We start from the raw sequence: 25122 nt of genomic DNA, 5'->3' as shown, positions 1-25122 counted from the left end.
CTGTAACGTATGAAAGAGGTATTCTACAAATACATACAAGAATTACAAGATACCATCACTTCAAAAATTGAAGAAATTGATGGTAAAACCACCTTCAAAGAAGACATTTGGAAAAGACCTGAAGGTGGCGGCGGAAGAACCAGAGTAATCGAGAACGGAGCGGTATTCGAAAAAGGTGGGGTAAATATTTCTGCGGTACACGGGGCGCTTCCAAAAGCAATGCAACACTATTTTAAGGTAGGGGATTTGGACTTTTTTGCCTGCGGATTATCGTTGGTGCTACATCCCAAAAACCCTTTTGTTCCTACTGTACATGCCAATTGGAGATATTTCGAGATGTACGACAAAAATGGAAGCGTAGTAGACAGTTGGTTTGGCGGCGGACAAGATCTTACCCCATATTATCTTTTTGAAGAAGACGCAAAACATTTTCATCAAATTTGTAAAAACGCCTGTGATGCCCATCACCCCGAATTTTACACGACATATAAGAAAAAATGTGACGAATACTTTTATAACACGCATCGCGAGGAAGCCAGGGGAATAGGTGGTTTATTTTTTGATTATTGCAAAGCATCAAACGAGATGTCGATGCAAGACTGGTATTCATTTGTTAGCGATGTCGGAAATAGTTTTCTAGAGGCCTATATACCTATAGTAACGAGAAGAAAAGATAGTTCATACACAAAAAAACAAAGAAATTGGCAAGAAATTCGTCGTGGTCGTTATGTAGAGTTTAATCTGGTTCATGATAAAGGAACATTATTCGGTTTGAGAACCAATGGTAGAATCGAGAGCATACTGATGAGCCTTCCGCCTCATGTGCAGTGGCAATATGATCATCACCCAGAACCGGATAGTGAAGAAGAAAAACTAGTTAAAGTGCTCAAAAAATCGGTTGAATGGCTATAATGTGATTTATTTTTACTATATTGCAGGGCTGTTACAATAAATTTATAGTACTGTAACATAAATAATTAACACAATGGCCCTATGAAAAAAATTCTACTATTATGCATTGTTATCTTTGCGACCAGTTGTGGATACTTGTCCACCGGCGTATCAGATAACTCTAAATTTCCTAAATTTAAGAAGAACACAATTGAGTTCAAAAACAATACGATTCTTCTTACAAGTGGGTATACAAAAACTACGGCAGAAAAATTTAAAGCACGTGTAAACCTTCTAGAAGACAAGGCGAAGTTTAAAACGGTTGCGTTACAAGAATTGGAAAAAATCGAAAATAAAAAAGTAGATTTCGAAATTTTTGTAGATGAAGATAACGTAGAGAACTATATTTTTGTGTATGCTTGTGATTTCTATAAGTTAGATGAGCATAGAGCAGCACGTGTGGTAGCTAGCCTTAACGATCAATTAAAAGATGAATCCAACGATCAAAAGGTAAAATACAAAAGAATACATGGTCGATATTTCTTTACACCAACTTCTAAAGTTGTAAAGTTAAAGTATTTAAAAGCGTATAAAACGAAAAAGAAATTTCAGACAGAATATATTGTAGCCTCTAAATACGGTGGGATAGGATTATCTATAAGCAATGTAGAAGATGTAGATTTTGAAAATTCGATCAAGAAACTTGCAGTAAAATAATACCCCCTCAAACCAACCTTATAAAATGCCGCGTAAGGATTTACTTATCGAATCCGAGTGCGGCTTCTATTATTTATTTCGGTATTACTTTAAAACGAGCTATGAGAACTATCCTAATGCTTTTTGTATTTCATTTTCTTATAAGTTGTGCTCGAGAAGTGCCACCTACCGTAGAAAATATTAACAAAATCTTTGATTCTAAGGATTTTACATTCGAATTTCACAATAATGAAAACACTTGCCAATCTATAAGTTTTAGAAATGATTATCTGGTATTTAAAAGTGATTTGCCTACTGTTCGCCGAGAAATCACTTATGAAGAGGTACTTTTAATCAATGATTTCATTCAGAAAATTGTGAATGTTCATTCTGACAGTCTTTCGACCGATGATTCTTCATACTATGTTATTCAAAACACCGCGTATAAAACAGTCATTATTCCGCACCAAGAGGAATATTATTTTGAAGCCCTTTTAAAAACGTTACGGCTAAAATAGTTTGAATTGAAATCAATTTAGTAGTATTCTTAAAAAACCACGTTTTAATGATCTGATAAGCAGATTTATTTTGTTAATATCCGTTTCAATAATGTTATTAACCATCCTTATTTTTGCAATGTTTAAGCGTTAAAATATGTTGCATATTGAAAAAAATGATGAAATTGAGCAGTTACGCCAGATGGCAAATCACCTTGGTGCTGATTTTATAGAAAACTACAACTCTGCAAAGTTAACCTTTGACAATCATCACGGCAAAGGATTTATTTCTACCTACCAAATATTTTCAGGACTAATTGCCAAAGTGTATAATCTAAGATTAACAAAAGAGCTGAAGTTTACCAAAAAGGAAGTTGATAATCATCCAACATACTTTGTTTATTGTGTTAAAGGATACTATTTTCACAAATTTGAGAATGAATCTGTTTTAGAAAAAATAGCCAAGAATCAAAATGTAATTTTATCAGGAAACCATTTTGATGGACATGAAATTTATTTGCCGAGTGAAGTCGATTTGCAAATTAGCATTCTTTTTTTGAGTGCAGATCGATTCGAAAAAGTGGGAAATAAGAAAGCGAAACGTTTGGAAGGCGCTTTGAGTGATCTGGCTTTAAGCTTTGAGCTGGATCAAAAAAGTAATTTTTTTGGCGAGATTAACCCTGAAACATCTCAATTTGCAGAGGTGCTTGTAAAAAATAAAAGAATAGATGTAATTGGTATGTTGATCACAGAGGGTGCCATACTTAACACCTTGGCATCACAGCTACTCAATCATGAAAAGTATAGAAATGTATCTAGGCGTGTAAAAATTTCGAAAGGTGATTTGAATAAAATGATCGAGCTGGGAGATCATATTAAAGACAATATGAACACTAAAATCAGCGTAGATCAACTTTCTGAAATTTCGGGGCTTAACGCTAAAAAACTTCAGAAAGCTTGTAACTATCTATATGGCGAAACTATAGGAAATTTGATTCAGCGTCTTCGTATTGAGCGCGCTCGACAGTTATTACAAACTACAGAGTTAACTGTCTCTGAGGTTTGTTATAAAGTTGGTTTTTCTAGTCGTAGTTATTTTTCTAAAATCTTTACTGAGCATTTTGGGGTTCTTCCTTCTGATTTTAAGAACTCATTCTATACAGGAGAAATGATCTTTGAACTGAGCTACAAATCAAAAGCTTCAGAAGAAACTACTATTGATGACGTCGAGCATTTAGTTTCCGAAGCTATCGAAAATAACCTTGATCATTCAGTTACGGGAGCGTTAGTCTATCACTCTGGAGTTTTCTTTCAAATCATAGAGGGTACTAAATCAGAGGTTTTAAAATTATACGATAATATCTTAAAAGATAAACGACACCATACTGTAGAGTTGATTTGGAAAGGCGTTAAACCCAAGCGTACTTTTGGTGAGTGGTCTTTGGCGTTTCTCGGGGAAAAAGATACGAATATAAGTGGCAATAGTGCGAATCTTACATTTGCTAACCTGGCTCCGATTATGGAAGGAATAGACGATTCTGAAATTTTTTCAGATATCTTATGGCGTAGAGTCCTTAATATCTTGAAAGTTAATAGATCCTAAAAGGTGAATGTACCGAAATGCTATTTTAAGTCCATCTCGTATAATAGGGGTTAAAGCGAAGCGGTCATAATTCTGAGACATTGATAGTTCTGTCCTGAAGTAGTTCATTTGAATTGGTATTACTCAAAAATTAATGTAAATGCAGTTTCTTGATAGGGGATAGAATAGACGTTCAAATTTCCCCCATGTAAATGCATAATTTGTTTGGAAAGGCTAAGACCGATACCTGTACCCTCGTTCTTGGTGGTGTAGAATGGAATAAAAATCTTGTCTATTATTTCTGGTGAAATACCGGGACCATTATCTTTAACGACGATATATTTTTTTTCGTCTTTGGCATGGCCTGCAACAAAAGTTAATTTGGCATTTTGAGTTTTTTGAAGGGATTGAACTGCATTTTTAGAAAGATTCAACAAGACTTGAGTGATTAATTTTTCGTCAGCATAAATTTCAAGATCTTCGATATTCAAAATCAATTCAAACGAAACAGAGTCAAACCCTTTCTCCTGACTAGTCAAGACTTTTACTTTTTCTAACAAAGGTTCTACTTTGATAAGCTCTTTATCCGGATTTGGGACATTTAAAAAACTACGATAGGACTGTACAAAACTCATTAAGTCGTTTCCCTGATTTTTGATCACCTCTAATCCTTTGGCAGCATTGTATATTTTGTTTTTATCAATTTGGTCGGCCAGCACTATTCCCTTTTCATCTTTAAAATATCTTAATATAGATGCCGAAATCGAAGTGATAGGTGTTACAGAATTCATGATTTCGTGGGTAAGTACTCGTATTAATTTTATCCACGAATCGGTTTCTTTTTTGTCTAATTCGGTATTGATATCTTGTATAGTGATCAAATTTAACTTTTCCTTATTTAGCAAAATTTCATTAGACTTTATAGCCAGCTGTATGGTTTCTCGTTCGTTGGTTAACTGAAACAGCTTTTGCTCAAATGGTTGTATATTTTTAAATAGTTCATACAGCTTTATGTCGATATGAGCGAGTTGTTTGATATGATGTAATGGAGAATAATTTAATAACTTTTCAACTTTGGGATTTGCAAAAAGAATGTGCCCTTTATCATTAAAAGTAAGCATTCCAATTTCGGCTTGTTTAATAATTTCTCGATAGTATTGCTCTCGTTCCTGATTCTTTAGATGTACTTTTTGCATCATACTATTCAGGGTATTAAGACTTTGATTTAATTCGTTAAACGATTTGATATTCTCATGCTCTGGAAATCTAAGTGTAAAATCTTCATTCTTGATAGCATTAAAAAAGAAGGCAATTTTTCTATTATTACGGTTTACAAATGTAATTAGGAAAACAACCTGTATGATGAAGACAAAGACTAAAAAACCTGTTAAAATATAATGCTGTGCAAAAAATACAAAAGCTGTAAAGAGCGCAGTAGTAGCCAGTACTATCATCCTGATAATGCTCTGAATATAAAAGTTTCTACTCGCCATTATCGTTCAAATTTCTTTATTTTATTGTATAAAGTTTGTCTAGAAATTCCTAATTGGCTAGCGGCTGCACTATGATTTCCCTGATGCGTATCTAATGCTTTTTGAATCATGATACGCTCCATCTCGTCTAGCGTTTCTGGCTTGGCGCTTAAGGCCAAATCGGTATTTTTACTTAGTAGAAAGTCTGTAGGTTTGAGCACATTACCTTCAGACAAGATAACGGCTCTTTCTATGGTATGTTGCAATTCTCGAACATTACCTGGCCATGCATAGGTCAATAATTTTTCTTGGGCAGCATTATTTATTCTTACAGCGGGTTTGTTGTATTTTGATATGTATTTTTTCAGGTAGAAATCAGCAAGTATCAGAATATCATTTTCTCTATCGCGTAGTGGGGGTACTTCGATATGAATGGTATTAATTCGATACAACAAATCTTCTCTAAAAATGCCATCTGTAACCATTTGATCTAAGTTACAATTAGTGGCGCAAATTAAACGTATATCTACGGGAATGACTTTATTAGAACCTACACGAACTATAGTTCTGTTCTGTATAGCAGACAATAGTTTAGCCTGTGTTTGTAACGAGAGATTTCCTATTTCATCTAGAAATAAAGAACCTTTATTAGCAGCTTCAAATTTACCGGCTCTATCCTCTTTTGCATCGGTAAAAGCTCCTTTGGTATGTCCAAACAATTCACTTTCAAATAAAGTTTCAGATATTGAACCCATATCTACCCCTATAAACACTTCATTTTGTCGCGAAGATAATCTGTGCAATTCTCTGGCGATTACTTCTTTACCTGTACCATTCTCACCGGTAATGAGCACATTCACATCAGTTTTGGCCACTTTTCGTACCAGATTGAGTACCATCATCAATGCTTTAGAGTTGCCAATAATAAGATTGCCGTCCTGATTAATTACTTGTTTAAGACTACTCTCTTTTTGCTTTAATTCTTGTACCTCATTTTGAGATTTGCGTAATAGGTATGCCGAATTGATAGTGGCGAGTAGTTTGTCATTATTCCAGGGTTTCAAAATAAAATCAGAAGCACCTTCTTTGAGAGCTTTTACTGCAAGATCTACCGCTCCATAAGCCGTCATCATAATAACAGAAATAGAAGGTACTTTTTTCTTAATTTCTCGTAACCAGAACAGTCCTTCGTTTCCGGTATTAACGCCAGCCGAAAAATTCATATCCAACAATACAATATCATAAGTATCTAAATTGCGTAATGATGAAATTTGATTAGGATTCGAAATCGTATTGACGGTTTTGAATTCGAATTGCAATAAAATTTCAAGAGCACTTAATAGACTTTTATTGTCGTCGATAACTAAGATTTTCCCGTCTTGCATGATAAAGGGTTTGAATTCTAGAATAAAACTACAAATTAGAACCATTACATAACACATTGTGTAAAAAAACTGGACACTATTTGTATAATTATTTTACAATTCTAAATTCAGGTATGTAAAAGATTAATTGTAATTATTTGATTTTAAAAATATTACATTTTTGGCACATGATTAGGTTATAGTTTGGCATCAAAACGTTATTTAGATAGGTATAACCAATGAAGTATACAAATAACATCATATCATTTATACTCTTTCTTGTGTTTAGCACAAGTTATGCTCAAGAATCCTGGTCGTTAGACAAGTGTGTTAACTATGCAATACAACATAATCTTCAGCTTAAAGATTTTAAATACAATCAAGTGTCTAATAAAGAGACCTACAAACAATCCATACGAAGCCTTTTACCCAGTGTTAGTGCATACTCAGACTACAATCTTAATTTTGGTAGATCATTAGACCCAAATACTAGTAACTTCGTGAACAATGAATTTATATCTAATAATTATGCCTTAAATGCACAGATCGATTTGTTTCAGGGTTTTCAAAAAGTAAATGCTATTAAAGCATCAAAATTTTTGTATAAGGCTACCAACCAAGAAACGCTACATCAAAAATATTTGTTGGCCTTTAGAGTAATGGCTGCCTTTTATGATATTCAGTTTATGGAAGGTTTACTTTCTATATCCAAAGAACAAAAAGAGGTGTCACAAAATAACTTTGATTTGGTACAACGACAAGTAGAGTTAGGACAAATGGCTAAAGCAGATCTGTATGAAGCAGAATCTGCTTTGATTGCAGATCAATTAATAGTCACGCAAAACCAAAATAACGTAGTTGCTGCAAAACTAAGATTGATGCAGGAAATGAATCTTGAAAATGCATCTACAATTTCGATTACATCTTCAGTTGTAGATTTTAACGATAGCAACGCTTTAGAAACCCATCAGGATTCTATTTTTAGTAAGGCCAAAGTTTTTGTACCTATCGTTAAGGCACAAGAACTAAGAGCCAAAGCAGCAAAGAAACAATTAGCTATGGCCAAAGGAAATTTGTTTCCAACATTGGCAATTTCTGCAGGATATCAATCACGGTATGTAGATAATAATTTTGATAACGATACTGGCATGTTGGTTCCGTTTTCAACGCAAATAAAGGATAATGCTTCTCAATTTGTAGGCGTATCCATCAATATTCCTATAAGTAACAGATGGTCAAATCACTCTCGTGTAAAACAGCAGAAGGTGGCTTTAATGCGAGCCGAAAATAATTATAATCTTCAAAAACAAGAAATGTATCAGTTAATACAACAGCTTGTGCAAGAAGGAGAAGCGTTACGAACAGAATATGAGCAAAGCTCACAAAAAATGAAAGCACAACTATTGGCATTTGAGATTGCACAAAAACGATATCAAAAAGGAATGATCAATGCTATTGAGCTTAACCAATCAAAAAATCTTTTTGCCAATTCACAAAACGAAAATCTACAGGTACAATTGCGATTAAAAGTGAATGAAAGTACCTTAGACTTTTATAAAGGATTACCAGTATTTAACATTGATAGCACACCATAAAATGGACATAAAAATTGAAAAGAAAAAAGGACTAAGACCTAAACATTATGGGTATATTGTTATAGGGGTAGTATTGGTTTTTTTAAGTTGGAAAATTGCCTTCGGAAATTCGGCGGCTACCTTTAGAACAGATAAAGAAAAATTATCGATTGCAGAGGTCTCCTTCGGAAAATTTGATGATTATATCACTATAAATGGATCAGTAGCGCCGATTAGCACAATTTACATGGATGCTTATGAAGGAGGTAGAGTAACAGAAAAGTTAATCGAAGAAGGAGCCATGGTCAAAAAAGGAGATATTATCCTGAAACTTGAAAACCGAGGTCTCTATGAACAAATATTAGCAAGTGAAAACAACCTGGCATTAAAACAAAATGATTTGAGATCTACCAAACTTACTTTTGATTCCAGGCAAGTTGAAGGAAGAAAGGATCTGGTAAATTCAAGGTATGAATTACAAAGGTTAAAAAGAAACTACGAACAAAATAAAGCATTGTACGAAGACGAGCTGATATCGAAAGAAGTATATCTTACCTCTAAAGAGAATTATGATTTATCACAAAAGCAGTTCGATATCATAAAATTACAAACCGATCAGGATAATGTTTTGCGTAGCACCTCTTTAAAAGAACTAGACGCTGACTTGGCTAGAATGAAAAAAACATTATCAATGGTGTACGAGCGTATCGATCACCTTAATGTAAGAGCTCCTGCAGACGGTCAACTTGGGTTTTTAGATGCCGAAATAGGACAAAACATTCAGCAAGGTCAGCGAATAGGACAAGTAAACGTACTAACCGACTATAAAATTGAAGCAGCTATAGACGAGCATTATATCGATCGAGTGAAAAGAGATTTAATCGCAGTACTAGAGCGTAACGGAACCGAATACCAATTGCGCTTAAGAAAAGTATATCCAGAAGTGCGTAACGGTAAGTTTAATGTAGACCTGGTTTTTGTAGATCAAAAACCTGAAACCATCCGATCAGGTCAAAGTTATAACCTGAGATTACAGCTTGGTGCTTCAAACGATGCCTTGCTTTTACCAAGAGGAAGCTTTTTTCAGAGTACGGGTGGGCAATGGATTTTTGTGGTAGATGCTTCTGGAACTACAGCATGGAAAAGACCAATTAGAATCGGAAAGCAGAACTCAAGACATTACGAGTTGTTAGAAGGACTTGAAGCCGGAGAAAAAGTAATTACATCAAACTACGATAGTTTTGGTGATGCCGAAAAAATAATATTAAAGTAAGATGACCTCGAGGCAAGCCCGCGAGACATTCGTAAGAAACTGAATTTTAATTTCGAGGCAAGCTTCAGAGGTATTAAACCCTTTGGCGGTGCCAATAAATCAATCAAAAGATGATAAAGATAAAAAACTTAAAAAAGAGTTTTAGAACCGAAGAAGTAGAAACCCTAGCACTAAACGGTGTTAACTTAACTGTAGAAGGTGGTGAGTTTGTAGCCATCATGGGTCCTTCGGGATGTGGTAAATCCACTTTGCTTAATATTATCGGTATGTTGGATAATCCCACAGCAGGTACTTATCATTTTGGTGGTCACGAAGTAGGAGGGTTAAAAGAAAACCAACGCACCAAAATCAGAAAAGGAAACCTTGGATTTGTATTTCAGAGTTTTAATCTGATTGATGAGCTTACGGTTTTTGAAAATGTAGAGCTTCCGCTGATTTACCTTAACATGAAAAAAAGTGAACGCGAACAAAAAGTAAAACAAGTGCTTGAACGCATGAAAATTGCACATCGTGAGAAACATTTTCCGCAGCAATTATCAGGGGGACAACAACAGCGTGTAGCAATTGCAAGAGCGGTAGTAACCAATGCAAAATTGATTCTTGCCGATGAACCCACCGGAAACCTGGACTCAAAAAATGGGATCGAGGTGATGAACCTTCTTACCGAGTTAAACCAAGAAGGTACCACTATAGTAATGGTAACGCACTCTGATCGAGATTCGCACTACGCACACAGGGTCATCAATCTATTCGACGGACAAATTGTAACTGAAAGTCAAAATAAACCTTTCGAGGTAAATGCATAAACAACATCATTAAACACACAAAAATCTTAAGTCATGACAAAAGTATCTCAATACCTAGTAGCCTTAGTTCTTTTTCTGGTTTCGATCATAACTAGTTATGCTCAGGAAACTATTGCCGTAGATAACTTTGATAAAGTAATCGTTAGTCCACACATACAAGTAACTTTTGAAGAAGGAACTCAAGATAATGTAACTATAGAAAGTGCCAGTGTTGCCAAAAACAAAATTAATGTAGAAGTAGAAGGAAAAACATTAAGAATCTATCTAGATGGTGCAAAAATGGTTACTAAAACTGAAAAAGAGTACAATCACAAAGGGTGGAAAACCAAAAAACCTATGTACAAAGGTACCCAGGTAGTAGCAAAAGTAACCTACAAAACCCTGAACGAACTTTCTATTCGAGGAGAAGAAGTCATCCTATGCAAAAGCCCAATTAAGCAAGAAGATTTTAGACTTAAAGTATACGGAGAATCTAAAATTACTATGAATGCTTTAAAGACCGAAGAACTAAACGTAACCATGTATGGAGAAGGATATTTTGAAGTAAAAGAAGGAAGGGTGGAGCGTCAAAAATATACGGTCTATGGTGAAGGAGAAGTAAATACGCTAGGGATGAATAATGAAAGAACCAAGATCACTGCCTATGGTGAAGGAAACTTTAGAATCAATGTTTCAGATAACTTAAAGGTAACGGCTTACGGAGAAGCAAACGTAGCATATAACGGAAATCCGTCTGTCAATAAAGGAATCGTTATTGGCAAAGCAAAAATTCAAAAAATGAACTAAGTGCTCATCAATCACGCTTATTTCAACAATCAAAAAACGAACGGTTATGTTTAAAAACTATATCAAAGTCACTTGGAGAAACCTTAAAAGGCAGCCATTTTTTACATTTTTGAACACCTTTGGGCTTGCTTTGGGTATGGCTGGAGGTATTCTTATTTCTTTATACATACATAGCGAACTCAATTTTGATAGGATGTTCAAAGACGCAGATCGCATCTATCGAATCAATGCTGATGTAAAATTTGGAGGAGCCGAACAAGTGTTTGCCGAGGTATCAGCACCGATGGCCGAAGCCGTTCAAAAGGATTATCCTTATATCGAGTTGACTACCCGTTTCAGGAATAACGGTAGTATGCTGATTAGAAAAAAGGATGAATCACTAAACGTAAAAGAAAACGGTGTTGCTTTTACAGATTCTACCTTTTTTAAAATGTTTGGTATTGATTTGCTGTATGGAGATTCAAAAACCGCGTTAACCGAGCCTAATACGCTTGTAATGACCAAAACGGCAGCAGAAAAACATTTTGATGTTGCCGATGCTGTTGGGCAAACGTTAGTAATGGATAATGAATTTACCTATACCGTAACCGGGATTATTGAAGATATGCCCAAAAACTCATTTCTAAGAAATCATGGGATTTTTATATCCATGGCAAGTTATGAGGATTCTAGAAATGGTGAATGGGGAAATCATAATTATCCTACATTTATAAAACTTACACCTAATGCTGAAATTGAAGGTTTCCAAGCGTATTTGAATACTGTTTTAGGAGCTTATGTAATTCCGTGGGCGCAAGAATATTTTCCTGGGATCACTGAGGAACAATTTATCGCAGCAGGAAATCATCTACGCTATGATTCTATTGCTTTAACAGATATTCATCTGTATTCAGACAGATCTGCAGAGTTAAGCAGGAATGGTAGTATACAAAATGTATATATTCTTGCAGTAATAGCAATATTTTTAATTGTGTTGGCAAGTGTTAATTTCATGAACTTGTCGACAGCAGTATCGCTAAAAAGAGCAAAAGAAATTGGAATTCGAAAAACCTTAGGATCTAATAAAGCCGGATTAATCAGACAATTTCTGACTGAATCTAGTTTGATTTCATTTATTTCACTTCTGTTTTCAGTACTATTGGCAACCTTAGTGTTACCATTGTTTAATGAGCTGGCAGATACCAATATTACCATTCCTTTTAGCGATCCTTATTTCTCGATTTTACTATTGATCTCAGCTTTATTGTTAGGAATCCTTTCAGGATCTTATCCTGCATTTTTTATGTCAAAATTTGTTCCTGCCAAAGTACTCAAAGGATCAGGTAAAGGTAATATAGGGGGCAGTGGAATCAGAAATTCCTTGGTTGTAGTACAGTTTACAATCTCAATTTTTCTGATTGTAAGTACATTGGTCGTTTTTCAACAGCTCAAATTTATTCAAAATAAAGATTTAGGTTTTTCTAGAGATCAGGTCTTGGTGATCGAAGACGTATACAGTGCAGGGGATCAGGCTTTGTCGTTTAAAGAAGAAGTGCAAAAATTGGGGTCAGTAAAAAGCGCTTCTATGAGTAGCTTTTTACCAACACCTTCTGCTAGAACTGATAGCTCTTTTTTCATAGAAGGAGTAATGGATCAAGAGCATGCAATCAACATGCAAGCTTGGCGAGTAGATCATGAGTACATAAAAACATTAGGTCTTGAGATTATTGCCGGTAGAGATTTTGATCGCCAGTTTGTATCAGACTCTACGGCTATTATTATTAATGAGACCGCAGTAAAAAACATGGGTGTTACACCAGAAGAAGTTTTAGGAATGAGGCTTACACCTAATTTAGGAGAAGAAAACCAAACATTTTCTACAGTTATAGGCGTGGTAAAGAATTTTCATTTTACTTCCTTAAAAAATGATATAGCATCGTTAAGCCTTTCTTTAGGAAGGGACTCTGATGTGATGGTTGCCAAATTAGAAGCAGGAAATTTTTCTGAGTCCATTGCTCAAATAGAAAGCATATGGAATGATATGGCGGCAGAAGCTCCTTTTGCGTATTACTTTATGGATGAGTCCTTTAATAACACCTATCAGGCAGAACAACGATTGGGTCGTATTTTTATGACGTTTACTTTACTCTCAATAATCATTGCCTGTCTTGGATTATTTGGGTTGGCCACTTTTAATGCCGAAAGACGTATTAAAGAAATAGGCATCCGTAAAGTGCTTGGGGCAAGTGTTGGTCAAATCACGTATAAGTTATCGATTGATTTCTTGAGATTGGTAGGAATCGCTATTCTGGTTTCACTTCCTTTAGGTTGGTATGCCATGGCAAAATGGTTAGAAAGTTTTTCGTATCGAATTGAAATTAATATTTGGGTTTTTGTAATTGCAACGTTATTGGCGGTTGTAATTTCAATACTTACTGTAAGTTTTCAAAGTATAAAAGCGGCTATGGTTAATCCAACAAAAAGCTTGCGAGCCGAGTAAATCATCAAAAAACGAAAAGTTATGTTTAAAAATTATATCAAAATCGCTTGGCGAAACCTTCAAAAAAGAAAGGTCTTTGCTTTTATCAATATTTTGGGATTGGCACTTGGCTTTGGTTGCTCGATATTAATTTTCTTGTTTATCAACCATCATCTTCAATTTGACAATTTTCACGAACATTCAGATAGAATATACCGTGTGGTAACCGAGGAGCATCACGGGAACGAAATAGGATACGAAGCAGCTGTACCACCGGCTTTTGCTAATGCATTTAGAACAGAGTATGACTATGCAGAGAAAGTTGCCAAAATTTATTACCAAGATGCTTTGCAAATTAATATTCAGGATCATAATGACCCCAAACAGTTTCAAAATGATGTAGCATATACCGAACAAGATATTTTTGAAATATTGAGCTTTCCTTTATTGGATAAGATCAGCGGTCAGTCTTTATCAGATCCCAATACGGCATATGTTACTGAGTCTTTTGCAAAAAAAGTATTTGGAGGGCATAATCCTTTAGGTAAAAGTTTTGTCCTAGAAAATAATAAAACGATACAAATTATAGGGATTCTAAAAGATCTACCCAAAAACTCGACAGTCCAGGGCGAAGTATTTGTATCTTTTGTTACGTTAAAGGGTTCAGGGGATTTTGTGGCAAAAGATGTTTGGACTGGCATTAATTTCTCTTTGAAATGTTATACTTTATTACATCCTAATCAAAATGTGGCTAATATAGAAGAATCCTTGATTTCTTTAGTAAATAAGCATCGTCCAAAAAGTAAAAATGTACATCGTTATAAATTACAACCCTTAAATGACATTCATTTTAATAGTAATTATGGTGGTATTAATACAAGTTTACTTTGGATTTTTGGTCTTGTTGGCCTATTTCTTATCACTGTTGCCTGTATTAATTTCATCAATATTTCTACCGCACAAGCTTTTTCACGTTCAAAAGAGATAGGAATTAGAAAGGTGCTAGGAGGGTACAAGCAGCACTTATTTTGGCAATTTATTTCAGAAACCTTTATCATCAGTCTTTTTGCTATAATAATAGGTTGTGTCATTGCATTTTTTGCACTCCCAACGTTTAATAAGCTTTTTGGGCTTAGTTTGTCTATTTCATCATTAATGACTTTTGAAATGGTTGTTTTTGCGCTAATATTACTTGTAGTTGTATCTCTTTTTGCGGGAAGTTATCCTGGAGTGCTACTATCTAGAATTGTACCAACGTTGGCACTAAAAGGCAAATTAACACAGAAAGATACAGGTGGAAGATTAACCAGAAAAATACTGGTTACTGCACAATTTGCGATTTCAATACTACTTATTGTATCGACTATTGTTATTGGTAAACAAATAAATTATGCGGTAAATGCCGATTTAGGATTCAAAAAAGATGCAATAGTCATGGTTGCTATCCCAGAAGAGTTAGAAAAAATAAAGTTAGACGCACTTAAAGATCGCTTTTTTCAAATCGCTGGGGTAGAAAATGTAACCGCGTGTTTTGCGAGTCCTGGTGCAGCGTATAGCAATTGGGGAACCGGAGTAAAACTTGGTACTCGACCAGAATACGAAGAGTTTTTTATTTCTGCAAAGCTGTCTGACAAAGATTATATCGAAACCTTTGGTTTAGAATTGATTGCCGGACGCAATTTTAGAGAATCAGATTCGATTACAGAAGTAGTTGTTAACGAAAAATTAGCTGAAAAGCTTGGATTAACATCAAAAGAATTGGTAGGTAAACCTATTGAATTGAATGGAGGGTTTATAAAAGCAACCATTTCTGGAGTAGTGGCTAATTTTCATGACCAAAATTTTCATGAAAGTATTACCCCGATTTTTATTGCTCCACGAATTGATATGTATAGTGAATTTGCAATAAAAATTAGTGGGAAAAACGTAAATCCTACCCTTGCATCAATTGAAGAACACTGGGAAAAAGCTTTTCCGAAAAATATATTTGATTATACCTTTTTAGACGAACGTGTGGCTGAGCAATATCAAGAAGAACAACGGTTTTTATCACTATCCAAATTATTTTCTGGATTAGCCATATTTATTAGCTGTCTTGGGTTGTATGGTTTGATTTCATTTTTTGTCGCACAAAAGACCAAAGAGATCGGGATTAGAAAAGTACTGGGAGGAAAAATTAGCGATATCTTACTGTTGTTCACGCAAGACTTTTTCAAACTTATTCTAATTGCAGGAATAATTGCTTCACCTCTTGCCTGGTATTTCATGAATAATTGGTTAGAAAATTATCAGTACCGGATCTCTATAGATTGGTGGGTATTTGCTATTGCGATTGTTGGCGTAACGATTATCACAATCATGACCATAAGTTATCAGGCAGTTCGGGCAGCCTTACAAAACCCGGTAAAAAGTTTAAGAACAGAATAATAAAATCATCAATAAAAAATGAAATCATCTACATCTAAAATACTAATCGTACTATCCATTTTTATAGTAACAACTAAAAAGCTAATCGCTCAAATTGACAAGGTTGATAAGCCCATTGAGAATTTCGAAAAGCTTTGGTCAGCGTTTAATGATCGATATGCCAATTTTGAACTCAAAAATGTAGATTGGGATGAGGTGTACAAGAAATATCGTCCTTTAGTGAATGAAAAAACATCTAACGACTCGCTTTTTGAGGTATGCAGTCAAATGGTTAATGAATTGAAAGATGATCATGTCAACTTAATCGAGTACAAAAAAGGAAAAATTGTAAAGCTTAATGAAAATGCTACACCAACCAGGATGCTCGAGAAATTTCCAAAGTCAAAGAAAAAATCTCCAAATATCACTGATCTTATAAAAGTTACAGGTTCGACTTTGCACGCACATGGGTTTTCCGAATTTATAAAGGAGAAGAAGATTATAAGATATTCGACATCAGATCTATATGGTTATATAGACATTCGATCGATGCAAGGAATAAGTAAAGGGAAATTAAAAGCTATTTTAAGCGATGCCATAAATGCTTTTGAAAACAAGAAAGCGGTGATTATCGATGTTCGGTTTAATGGAGGTGGTGACGATAAGTTCTCATACCACATTGCCGGTAGATTTACAGATCAAACTATAGTAGGACATCGAAAAAAAACCAGGAAAAAAGGAACTAACGAGTTTACACCCCTTAAAACCTGGTACCTAAAACCCATGGGAGACAAACAGTTTTTAAAACCAGTGGTGTTGCTTACCAGTGATTATTCTGCAAGTGCTACCGATGTATTTACATTGGTGATGAATGAACTACCCAATGTGACCATTGTAGGGGACTATACCCGAGGTATTTTCTCGGATATGGATGATTTTAAATTACCAAACGGTTGGTGGGTTACGCTATCACATCAACAATATTTTTCAGCAGATATGATCAATTATGAAGGGAAAGGAATAGCACCTCACATTCAGATCGTAAATCCAATTTCAGATATCGAAGAGGGGTCGGATACAGTACTCTTAAAAGCTCTAGAAGTGCTTAAGGAAAAAGCAACGTCATCGATCAAAAAACCATAAACCAAAAGAACATGCACACGCTGTATTTCAAAATAGCAATTAGATATCTGTTGAAGAATAAACTGTATTCGTTTATCAATATCATTGGATTAGCCATAGGCATTGCATCTTTTATATTAATCATGGCTTATGTGAATTATGAGCGTAGCTATGATACGTTTAAAGGATCAGAAAATGTATACAGAGTGTACATGGATGCTTTGGTAGGAGAAACTTTTGAAGAATCTGATGCACAGACTTCTAATTACATTGGGCCCACCTTAAAACAAGAATTTCCTGAGGTATTAGAGCAAGTTAGAATCTATCGTTTAGAAAAAGTCACATTTAAATATGATGAAAAAATAATTGAAGAGATCAATGGCTCTTTAACCGATGAAACCTATCTAGATGTTTTTAAGTACCCGATTTTAGAAGGTGAGAGCAATAAGGTGCTTACAGCACCAAATTCAATTGTTCTTACAGAATCTTTTGCAAAAAAAATATTTGGTAACCAAAACCCGATAAGAAAAACCTTATCAGGATTTTATAATGGTCAAGAAGTGGTGCTAACGGTTACAGGAATTTTAAAAGATATTCCTAAAAACACGCACATGAAAACAAATTTCCTGATTTCTTTTAAGACATATAATAATTGGTTCGCTTCAGAAGAACAAACAAAATTGAATTGGTCATATTGTAATTTTTTTACTTACATCAAGATTGATCAAAATGCAAACAGAACAATTTTAAGAGACAAAATTATCGCTAGTGATTTTGAAGATGATAAAGAAGAACGGTATAATATAGAACCCTTAGAAGCAATTCATTTATATTCTGATAAGCCTTATGAAGCCGAAGTTAACGGAAGCGTGACACGCATTAGGTTTTTATCAGCCATAGCCTTTATAATTTTAATTCTTTCATGGCTTAATTATATTAATCTTTCAACTACAAAATCGCTGGAGCGCGCCAAAGAAATTGGAGTTAGAAAGGTGGTAGGAGCTCAAAAAAGACAAGTCATTTTTCAATCATTAATTGAGTCGTTGGTTTTAAATAGCATAGCTATCGCAATAGCAATAGGTATTGCTGTTATTGTATTACCAATTTATAATACTTTTACAGGAAAAGAACTCTACTTCAACCAAAGTAGTAGTATTAACTTCTTACCTGTTTTAGGCGTCATCCTATTGGGAATGCTACTGGCAGGACTGTACCCCGCTATTTTGCTTAGTAATTACACGCCAACAAAAGCGCTTAGAGGTAAAGTGCGTGCTTCTGCGCAAGGATTAAACATTAGAAAAGGGCTTATCATAACACAGTTTTTAGCAACAATTGTATTACTAATAGGAACCATTGTTGTAACAAGACAAATAAATTTTATAAAAGAGCAACCCTTTGGGGCGCAAGTTGATCAGGTGGTTTCTTTTCAAGGAGAATTTTTAAACGAAGTATCAGATTCTTTGATGAAGAACAGATATAAAATGCTAGAAACCGAACTTAAAAAATTACCTTTTGTACAAAATATTGCTAAAAGCCAGACCTATCCCGGTGATAGTTATGATAACTTATCATCATTTACGGGACTGAAATATCCTAATGGAGTCGAAGATTCAAAGAAAACATTTTACAATTATAGAGTAGACAAAAACTATCTCGATGTATTGGATATTAAATTGCTAGCAGGATCAAATTTTATTGGAGAACCAAGCAGAGAAAGTAATACGATTCTTATCAATGAAGCCTGTATGCGGGAAATTGAAATTTTTAACCCAGAAGATGCAGTACATAAAACGATAGGCTTTTTTGGTAGGGACTGGATAATTGCTGGTGTGATAGAAAATTATCATCATTTTGGATTAAAAAAAGAGGTCTTGCCAACTATTATTTTACATCGTAACAGTAGAAGCAATTTGCTGGTAAAATTAGATAAAACTGTTGCGTCTAGTGGTGGGTTAAGTACCACTATTTCTAAGATACAAGAAAAATGGACCCAAATACAACCGCAACGTACCTTCGATTACACGTTTCTTGATCAAAAGTTTCAGGCTCAATATGATGAAGATACCAAGTTTAATGACGCCTTCAGCATATTTACAGCTTTAGCCATCTTTATTGCGGCCCTCGGACTTTTTGGGTTAACTTCGTATACCTGTATACAACGTAAAAAGGAAATCGGTATTAGAAAGGTGAATGGCGCTTCGGTTTTTAAAATACTAAAGTTGCTCAACATCGACTTCATCAAATGGGTGGGTATTGCTTTTGTTATTGCGATTCCTGTTGCGTGGTATGCGATGAGTTTATGGCTCGAAAATTTTGCCGTAAAAACAACGATGAGCTGGTGGATATTTGTACTGGCAGGACTTGCGGCACTGGGCGTTACTTTATTAACGGTAAGTTGGCAAAGTTATATGGCGGCTAATGGTAATCCGGTAGATGCACTTAGAGATGAATAATTAGAAATCAACTTGTCCGCCGTGGCGGATCAAAAAACATTAAATCATGTTTAACAATCATATAAAAATTGCATGGAGAACCCTTTTGAAACATAAAGGATTATTTGCAATCAATATCTTAGGCTTATCCATTGGTATTGCAGCCGCTTTAATCATATTTCTTTTTGTTTCAGATGAATTGAGTTACGATCGTTTTCACGAAAAATCAGATCAAATTGTACGCGTTGTCCTTAAGGGTAAGATGAATGGCGAGTTGATTAAAGAAGCGGTTACTCCTGGCCCTGTGGCTTCCACACTTCAAGAAGAATTCCCAGAAGTGCTTCAAGCGACCCGTCTTAAATCTCAGGGAACACCCCAAATTTCTTATCAAAACCAAACCTTTAGGGATAATAAATTTGCATACGTAGATTCTAATTTTTTCGAAATATTTACCATTCCTTTCCTCAAAGGGAATTCGAAAACTGCATTAAAAGAGCCAAATTCCATTATTGTTACTCAAGAATTGGCTTCAAAATACTTCGGAAATGAAGACCCCATAGGAAAAACACTTGATTTTAAAGAATGGAATCAGCAATTTAAGGTTACCGGAGTGATGCAAAAATTACCCGACAATTCTCATTTTCATTTTGATGTATTTGGGGCTCTAGAAGGATTAGCTCATGCAAAAGAGGCACGATGGATAGAATCCGGATATCACAATTATTTACTCCTTGATAACCGAGCAGATTTTAAAGCAACGGAAAGTAAGTTGCCTGGGATAGTTGAGAAATATATGGGTCCCCAGATACAACAGTCAATGGGTATGACTTTTGAAGAATTTAAGCAGGGAAATGAAATAGGACTTTTTCTGCAACCTCTAACCGATATTCATTTACATTCAGATTTTGCCGATGTCACTAATCTCGAACCAGGGGGTGATATAAAAACGGTGTATATTTTTAGCGCTATAGCCATATTTATATTGCTTATTGCATGTATCAATTTTATGAATCTTTCTACCGCCGCCGCTTCCAAAAGAGCCAAAGAGGTAGGCGTTAAAAAAGTATTAGGGTCTTCAAAAAAAGGGTTGATCAAACAATTTTTGGCAGAATCATGTATTGCAACCATCATTGCAATGGCTATAGCAATGATTGCCGTTATAATAGTACTGCCATTATTCAATACGTTATCTGGCAAGGCACTGAATTTATCTTATATCATGGAACCCAGAATTTTAATGTACTTCGGAATAGCTGGGTTGCTTATAAGTCTTTTGGCAGGAAGTTATCCTGCGTTTTTCTTGTCTTCATTTAAACCTATTACAGCACTTAAGAACAAGTTTGTTAACACCGGAAAAACCAAAGGTCTACGAAGTGGTTTGGTTGTTTTTCAGTTTATGATATCTGTCGGACTTATCATTGCTACTCTAGTGGTAGATCAACAAATGGCATTCATACAAAATAAAGATATCGGCTATCAAAAAGATCAGATGTTAGTGTTAAGAGATTCGTGGATGCTAGGAACAGATGAAGAGGTTTTTAAGGAACAATTGGCCAAAGATCCTAGGGTTTCTAATATAACAATGTCTGGACATATTCCCGCGGGACCTTCGTATACAAATATGACCAGCATTTACCCAGGTCAGAATTCTGAAGCAATTCGAAGAAGTATTGTTTATCATATTGACGAACAATACATTCCGACCATGGGAATGAAACTTGTTGCAGGCAGAAATTTTTCTGAAGACTTTGGTGCAGAAGCAAATAACATGATCATTAACGAAACTTCTGCAAAGATTATGGGATTTGCAGATGACGCTGTTGGAAAGACCGTAACTATGGCCATCAATAATGAAGGAGGCATTAAAGTATATACGGTGATTGGAGTAGTTCAAGATTTCCACTTCAATTCGTTACATGAACCCATTGATCAACTCATAATGCTGAATAATAAGAGTTCGGGTCTTATTGTTCGAGCAAAAACAGCTGATATGGTAGGACTGATTGCAAGTGCCGAGGGCTTATGGAAAGGTTTCAACTCTGGAGAACCGTTTAGCTATGGATTGTTAGATGAATTATATAACCGAACCTATATCAAAGAGCAAAAAATGAGTGCCATCCTTAGAATATTTGCTTTGCTCACCATATTTGTAGCATGTCTGGGCCTTTTTGGACTCATTACTTTTACCGCAGAACAGCGCTTTAAAGAAATTGGGATCAGAAAAGTGTTGGGCTCTAGTATATCTCAGATTATGGCGATGCTGTCTGTCGATTTCTTAAAACTGGTCTTCATTTCATTTTTAATAGCATTTCCGTTAGGTTTTTATTTGATGAATATCTGGTTGCAAGATTTTGCGTATCGAATACAACTAGAGTGGTGGATATTTGCATTAGCGGGACTAATCACCTTGTGTATTGCTTTTATAACCATTGGCTGGAAAAGCTTTAAGGCTGCATCGATGAATCCAGTAAATAGCCTGAAAGCAGAATAATTTATTAAATCTTCAGTATCAAAAAACGAAAAAGTTATGTTTAAAAATTATATCAAAATCGCGTGGCGAAACTTACTTAAGAACAAGCTCTTTTCAATGATTAACATTTTTGGATTATCCGTTGGGTTGGCTACCTGTTTGTTGCTTACACTATATATCATGGATGAAACGAGTTATGATAAACATCATACCGATGCCGATCAAATTTATAGAGTTGCCATGGAAGCGTTAGATGATCAGATTGCTACAGTTTCTGCGCCTATGGCAGAAGGACTTAAAAATGATTATCCCGAAATCGAAGAGGCTGCCAGAATGTTGAAATTTCCCAATGTAGAGAAGTTTTTGCTCAAGGATGAAACCAAAAACAAACAATTCTATGTGAACCATGGTTACTATGCCGATTCAACCTTTTTTAAAGTACTTACCTATGATTTTGTTTATGGAGATCCAAAAACTGCTTTAAATCAGCCTAATAGCATTGTGATTTCTGAAGAAGTTTCCAAAAAGATGTTCGGGGATGTCAATCCGATAAACAAAGTTATTGGTATTGAGATACCGTATGCCAAAAATGAATATTCGGTAAAAGGAGTTTTTAAAGATAAATACAGATCACATATCAATGGAAACATCTTTTTGTCCATGAAAAACTCTGATATGGGACAATGGATCGATCAACAAAAAAACTGGGCGACGAATAACCTTTTTTATACCTATATAAAACTTAAAAAAGGAAGTAGTGCATCTCAACTTGAAGCAAAGTTTCCTGCTTTTGTCGATAAATATATAATGCCAGATATGACTACTCCTGGTATTACGAAAAGAATTTTTTTGCAACCACTGGCTAGTATTTACTTAACTTCAGACCTTCAATGGGAAGTAGCTGCAAATGGAAGCATGACTTACATTTACATTTTTAGTGCTATTGCTGCATTCTTGTTATTAATTGCGTGTATTAATTTCATGAATCTTTCCACTGCGCGATCCGAAAAAAGAGCCAGAGAAGTTGGTATGCGAAAAGTGCTTGGAGCCAAAAGAGAGGCGCTTATCTTTCAATTTTTAGGAGAATCAATGTTATTGTGCGTCCTATCTCTGGGCATTGCGATTGCCTTAGTATTTCTTATGTTACCAACTTTTAATATACTTACGGGCAAAGAACTTGCATTAGCACAATATCCAAGTATTGTTTATTGGATTTTGGGCTTTACCTTGTTAACGGGATTGCTATCAGGATTGTACCCTGCATTTTATCTTTCCTCGTTCGCACCTATTACAACACTAAAAGGAAAACTTGTCAACTCATTTTCGGCAATAGCGATACGAAAAGGACTAGTCGTTTTTCAATTTACCGTTTCGGCATCACTTATTTTGGTAGGAGGAATTATATGGCAGCAAATGGAATTTTTACAAAAGAAAGATCTCGGATTTAAAAAAGATCAACAGCTTGTAATTCCGCTACGCAGCGAGGTAGCTGCAAACAGTTATGAGACGTTTAAAACAGAATTATTGAAAAACCCGGATGTCGTTTCGGCTAGTGCAGGAGATAGTTATCCTGGTTTTGAAATGTTGAGTGATAATTCTTTCTATGCCGAAGATAAAACCATGGAAGATCATGTGTGGACCCATTTTGCTAGATCGCAAGAAGGTTATGTAAAAACCTTAGGGTATACATTACTACACGGCAGAGCTTTCTCTACAAATACATCCAAGGATTCATTAGGGATCATTCTTAATGAAATGGCTGTAAAAAATCTAGGATACGAGCCAGAAAATGCAATTGGGCGAAAGATCTATTATGAATGGGATAAAGAAAAATTTCATTTAGAGATTATTGGAGTCATCAAAGATTTTAATTACAAAAGTCTTCATGAACCCATAACACCATTTGGGATTACCAGAATCACGAGTGGGCAGGCCAATTATTTCATAGCAACATTACGAGATGGAGTAGATTATCAAAGTACTATTGCTAGTATCAAAAATACCTGGCAAAAGATAAATCCAGAAATCCCTTTTGAATATTCGTTTCTGGATCAGGATTTTGAGAAAAACTATGTGACAGAAACACAAACGTCTAAGGTTGTTTTTAGCTTTATGTTTATTGCCATTTTTATAGCCTGTATAGGATTATTTGGTCTGGCATCTTTCACCACAGAACAACGTAAAAAAGAAGTTGGGATAAGACGTGTGTTAGGAGCTTCTATTATGGGGATCACATCAATGCATCTTAAAGATTTTCTAAAACTAGTGCTTTTGGCAATGGTAATAGCAAGTCCTTTGGCATACTACCTTGGATACAAATGGCTTGAGAATTTTGCATATAAAATCGAAATGAGCTGGTGGCTTTTTACCTCTGCTACTGTAATTGCACTACTGATTGCGTTTGTAACTGTAGGTTTTCAGGTGATTAAAGCTGCAGTAGCCAATCCGGTTAACAGTTTACGAACAGAATAAAAAACAAATACTATGTTATTACAACTAAATAAAATATCAAAATGGGTACAATCTGGAGGTCAAAAAACATTCCTGCTTAAGGATGTAAACCTTTGGGTACACGAAGGAGATTTTATTTCAATAATGGGGCCTTCGGGATCTGGAAAAACAACTTTACTCAATGTAGTTGGAATGCTAGATGGGTTTAATGAAGGTGAGTATACCTTTCTTGATGAACCTGTGCACACGCTTAAAGAAAAACATAGAGCAAATTTATACAAGCAATATATCGGTTTTGTGTTTCAGTCATATCATTTGATTGATGAATTAACGGTAAAAGAAAATCTGGAAATGCCCCTGTTGTACAAAAAGCACGGTGGGTCTGAACGAAAGGCTTTAGTAGCCGATATGTTAGATCGCTTTAATATTGTAGGCAAAAAAGATCTTTTCCCGCCACAGCTAAGTGGTGGGCAACAACAATTAGTTGGGATTGCCAGGGCACTTATCGCTAACCCTAAACTTATACTTGCCGATGAACCAACTGGAAATCTAAACTCTAAGCAAGGAGAAGAAATCATGGAAATTTTCAAAGAGCTAAATAACGAAGGAGTAACAATCATCCAAGTCACCCATTCAGAAAAAAATACTAGTTACGGTTCTCGCATCATTAATTTGTTGGATGGAGAGATTGTGTAAATAATTACACAGCTAATAAGCTGTAGTAGCCACTACTTGATCTGACAGTTGTTACTTATCCGACATCATGCCTTTGCGCTAAATTTATTTCTTTCTCAACTACCTCTTGATTTATGGAGGCAGTTTGTGAAAGAAATAAATTTTCT

Annotated in this window: 17 protein-coding genes; 15 read left to right on the top strand and 2 right to left on the bottom strand. The window is 35.2% G+C overall.

The annotated features are described in order from the left end of the window. The first annotated feature begins 9 nt into the window (after positions 1-9). The 4 genes from hemF to J8281_RS18310 all read left to right on the top strand — a co-directional run bounded on the left by hemF (position 10) and on the right by J8281_RS18310 (position 3687). Entirely contained in the window at positions 10-912 is a 903-nt protein-coding gene (gene hemF / locus J8281_RS18325) for an oxygen-dependent coproporphyrinogen oxidase (RefSeq protein ID WP_210199121.1), read from the top strand. Between the two features lie 81 nt (positions 913-993). Continuing rightward, positions 994-1608 (top strand): hypothetical protein, encoded by a 615-nt coding sequence (locus J8281_RS18320; protein WP_210199120.1) that lies wholly within the window; start codon positions 994-996, stop codon positions 1606-1608. Positions 1609-1709: 101 nt separating this feature from the next. Continuing rightward, the gene (locus tag J8281_RS18315) at positions 1710-2105 is read left to right on the top strand and encodes a hypothetical protein (protein WP_210199119.1); all 396 of its coding nucleotides are present in this window, start codon (positions 1710-1712) and stop codon (positions 2103-2105) included. Between the two features lie 136 nt (positions 2106-2241). After that, complete coding sequence (locus tag J8281_RS18310) at positions 2242-3687, top strand: BLUF domain-containing protein (RefSeq protein WP_210199118.1); 1446 nt, start codon at positions 2242-2244, stop codon at positions 3685-3687. A gap of 119 nt (positions 3688-3806) precedes the next feature. Here J8281_RS18310 and J8281_RS18305 read toward each other — a convergent pair whose 3' ends face one another. Together J8281_RS18305 and J8281_RS18300 are read right to left on the bottom strand one after the other, a co-directional pair. Continuing rightward, positions 3807-5159, bottom strand: a complete 1353-nt coding sequence (locus tag J8281_RS18305) for a PAS domain-containing sensor histidine kinase (RefSeq protein WP_210199117.1) — start codon at positions 5157-5159, stop codon at positions 3807-3809. After that, the gene (locus J8281_RS18300) at positions 5159-6523 is read right to left on the bottom strand and encodes a sigma-54 dependent transcriptional regulator (protein WP_210199116.1); all 1365 of its coding nucleotides are present in this window, start codon (positions 6521-6523) and stop codon (positions 5159-5161) included. Before J8281_RS18300 ends, J8281_RS18305 begins: the two co-directional genes overlap by 1 nt. Positions 6524-6741: 218 nt before the next feature. On the opposite strand from J8281_RS18300, the gene J8281_RS18295 reads away from it, so the two are divergent. The 11 genes from J8281_RS18295 (at position 6742) to J8281_RS18245 (ending at position 24976) form a co-directional block, all read left to right on the top strand. Continuing rightward, positions 6742-8097: a TolC family protein gene (locus J8281_RS18295; protein ID WP_210199115.1), complete on the top strand. Its 1356-nt coding sequence runs from the start codon at positions 6742-6744 to the stop codon at positions 8095-8097. Between the two features lies 1 nt (position 8098). After that, positions 8099-9349, top strand: coding sequence for an efflux RND transporter periplasmic adaptor subunit (locus J8281_RS18290; protein WP_210199114.1), 1251 nt, complete (start codon positions 8099-8101; stop codon positions 9347-9349). 110 nt (positions 9350-9459) lie between these two features. Further along, positions 9460-10155, top strand: a complete 696-nt coding sequence (locus tag J8281_RS18285) for an ABC transporter ATP-binding protein (protein ID WP_210199113.1) — start codon at positions 9460-9462, stop codon at positions 10153-10155. 33 nt (positions 10156-10188) lie between these two features. Further along, positions 10189-10941, top strand: a complete 753-nt coding sequence (locus tag J8281_RS18280) for a head GIN domain-containing protein (protein ID WP_210199112.1) — start codon at positions 10189-10191, stop codon at positions 10939-10941. 46 nt (positions 10942-10987) lie between these two features. Continuing rightward, positions 10988-13420, top strand: coding sequence for an ABC transporter permease (locus J8281_RS18275; protein WP_210199111.1), 2433 nt, complete (start codon positions 10988-10990; stop codon positions 13418-13420). A gap of 21 nt (positions 13421-13441) precedes the next feature. Next, positions 13442-15826 (top strand): ABC transporter permease, encoded by a 2385-nt coding sequence (locus J8281_RS18270; protein ID WP_210199110.1) that lies wholly within the window; start codon positions 13442-13444, stop codon positions 15824-15826. 18 nt (positions 15827-15844) lie between these two features. Beyond that, positions 15845-16948: a S41 family peptidase gene (locus J8281_RS18265; RefSeq protein WP_210199109.1), complete on the top strand. Its 1104-nt coding sequence runs from the start codon at positions 15845-15847 to the stop codon at positions 16946-16948. 11 nt (positions 16949-16959) lie between these two features. Beyond that, positions 16960-19380 carry an ABC transporter permease gene (locus J8281_RS18260; protein ID WP_210199108.1) on the top strand — a complete coding sequence of 807 codons (2421 nt, stop codon included), beginning with the start codon at positions 16960-16962 and terminating at the stop codon, positions 19378-19380. Positions 19381-19426: 46 nt separating this feature from the next. Beyond that, complete coding sequence (locus tag J8281_RS18255) at positions 19427-21850, top strand: ABC transporter permease (protein ID WP_210199107.1); 2424 nt, start codon at positions 19427-19429, stop codon at positions 21848-21850. 96 nt (positions 21851-21946) lie between these two features. Beyond that, positions 21947-24301 carry an ABC transporter permease gene (locus tag J8281_RS18250; protein WP_210199106.1) on the top strand — a complete coding sequence of 785 codons (2355 nt, stop codon included), beginning with the start codon at positions 21947-21949 and terminating at the stop codon, positions 24299-24301. Between the two features lie 12 nt (positions 24302-24313). Further along, entirely contained in the window at positions 24314-24976 is a 663-nt protein-coding gene (locus J8281_RS18245; protein WP_210199105.1) for an ABC transporter ATP-binding protein, read from the top strand. Positions 24977-25122: the final 146 nt, after the last annotated feature.

The organism is Aquimarina sp. U1-2 (genome assembly GCF_017897595.1).
Taxonomy (GTDB): domain Bacteria; phylum Bacteroidota; class Bacteroidia; order Flavobacteriales; family Flavobacteriaceae; genus Aquimarina.
The sequence above is the reverse complement of the archived record's forward strand: the minus strand, read 5'-3'. Positions and strand labels throughout refer to the sequence as shown.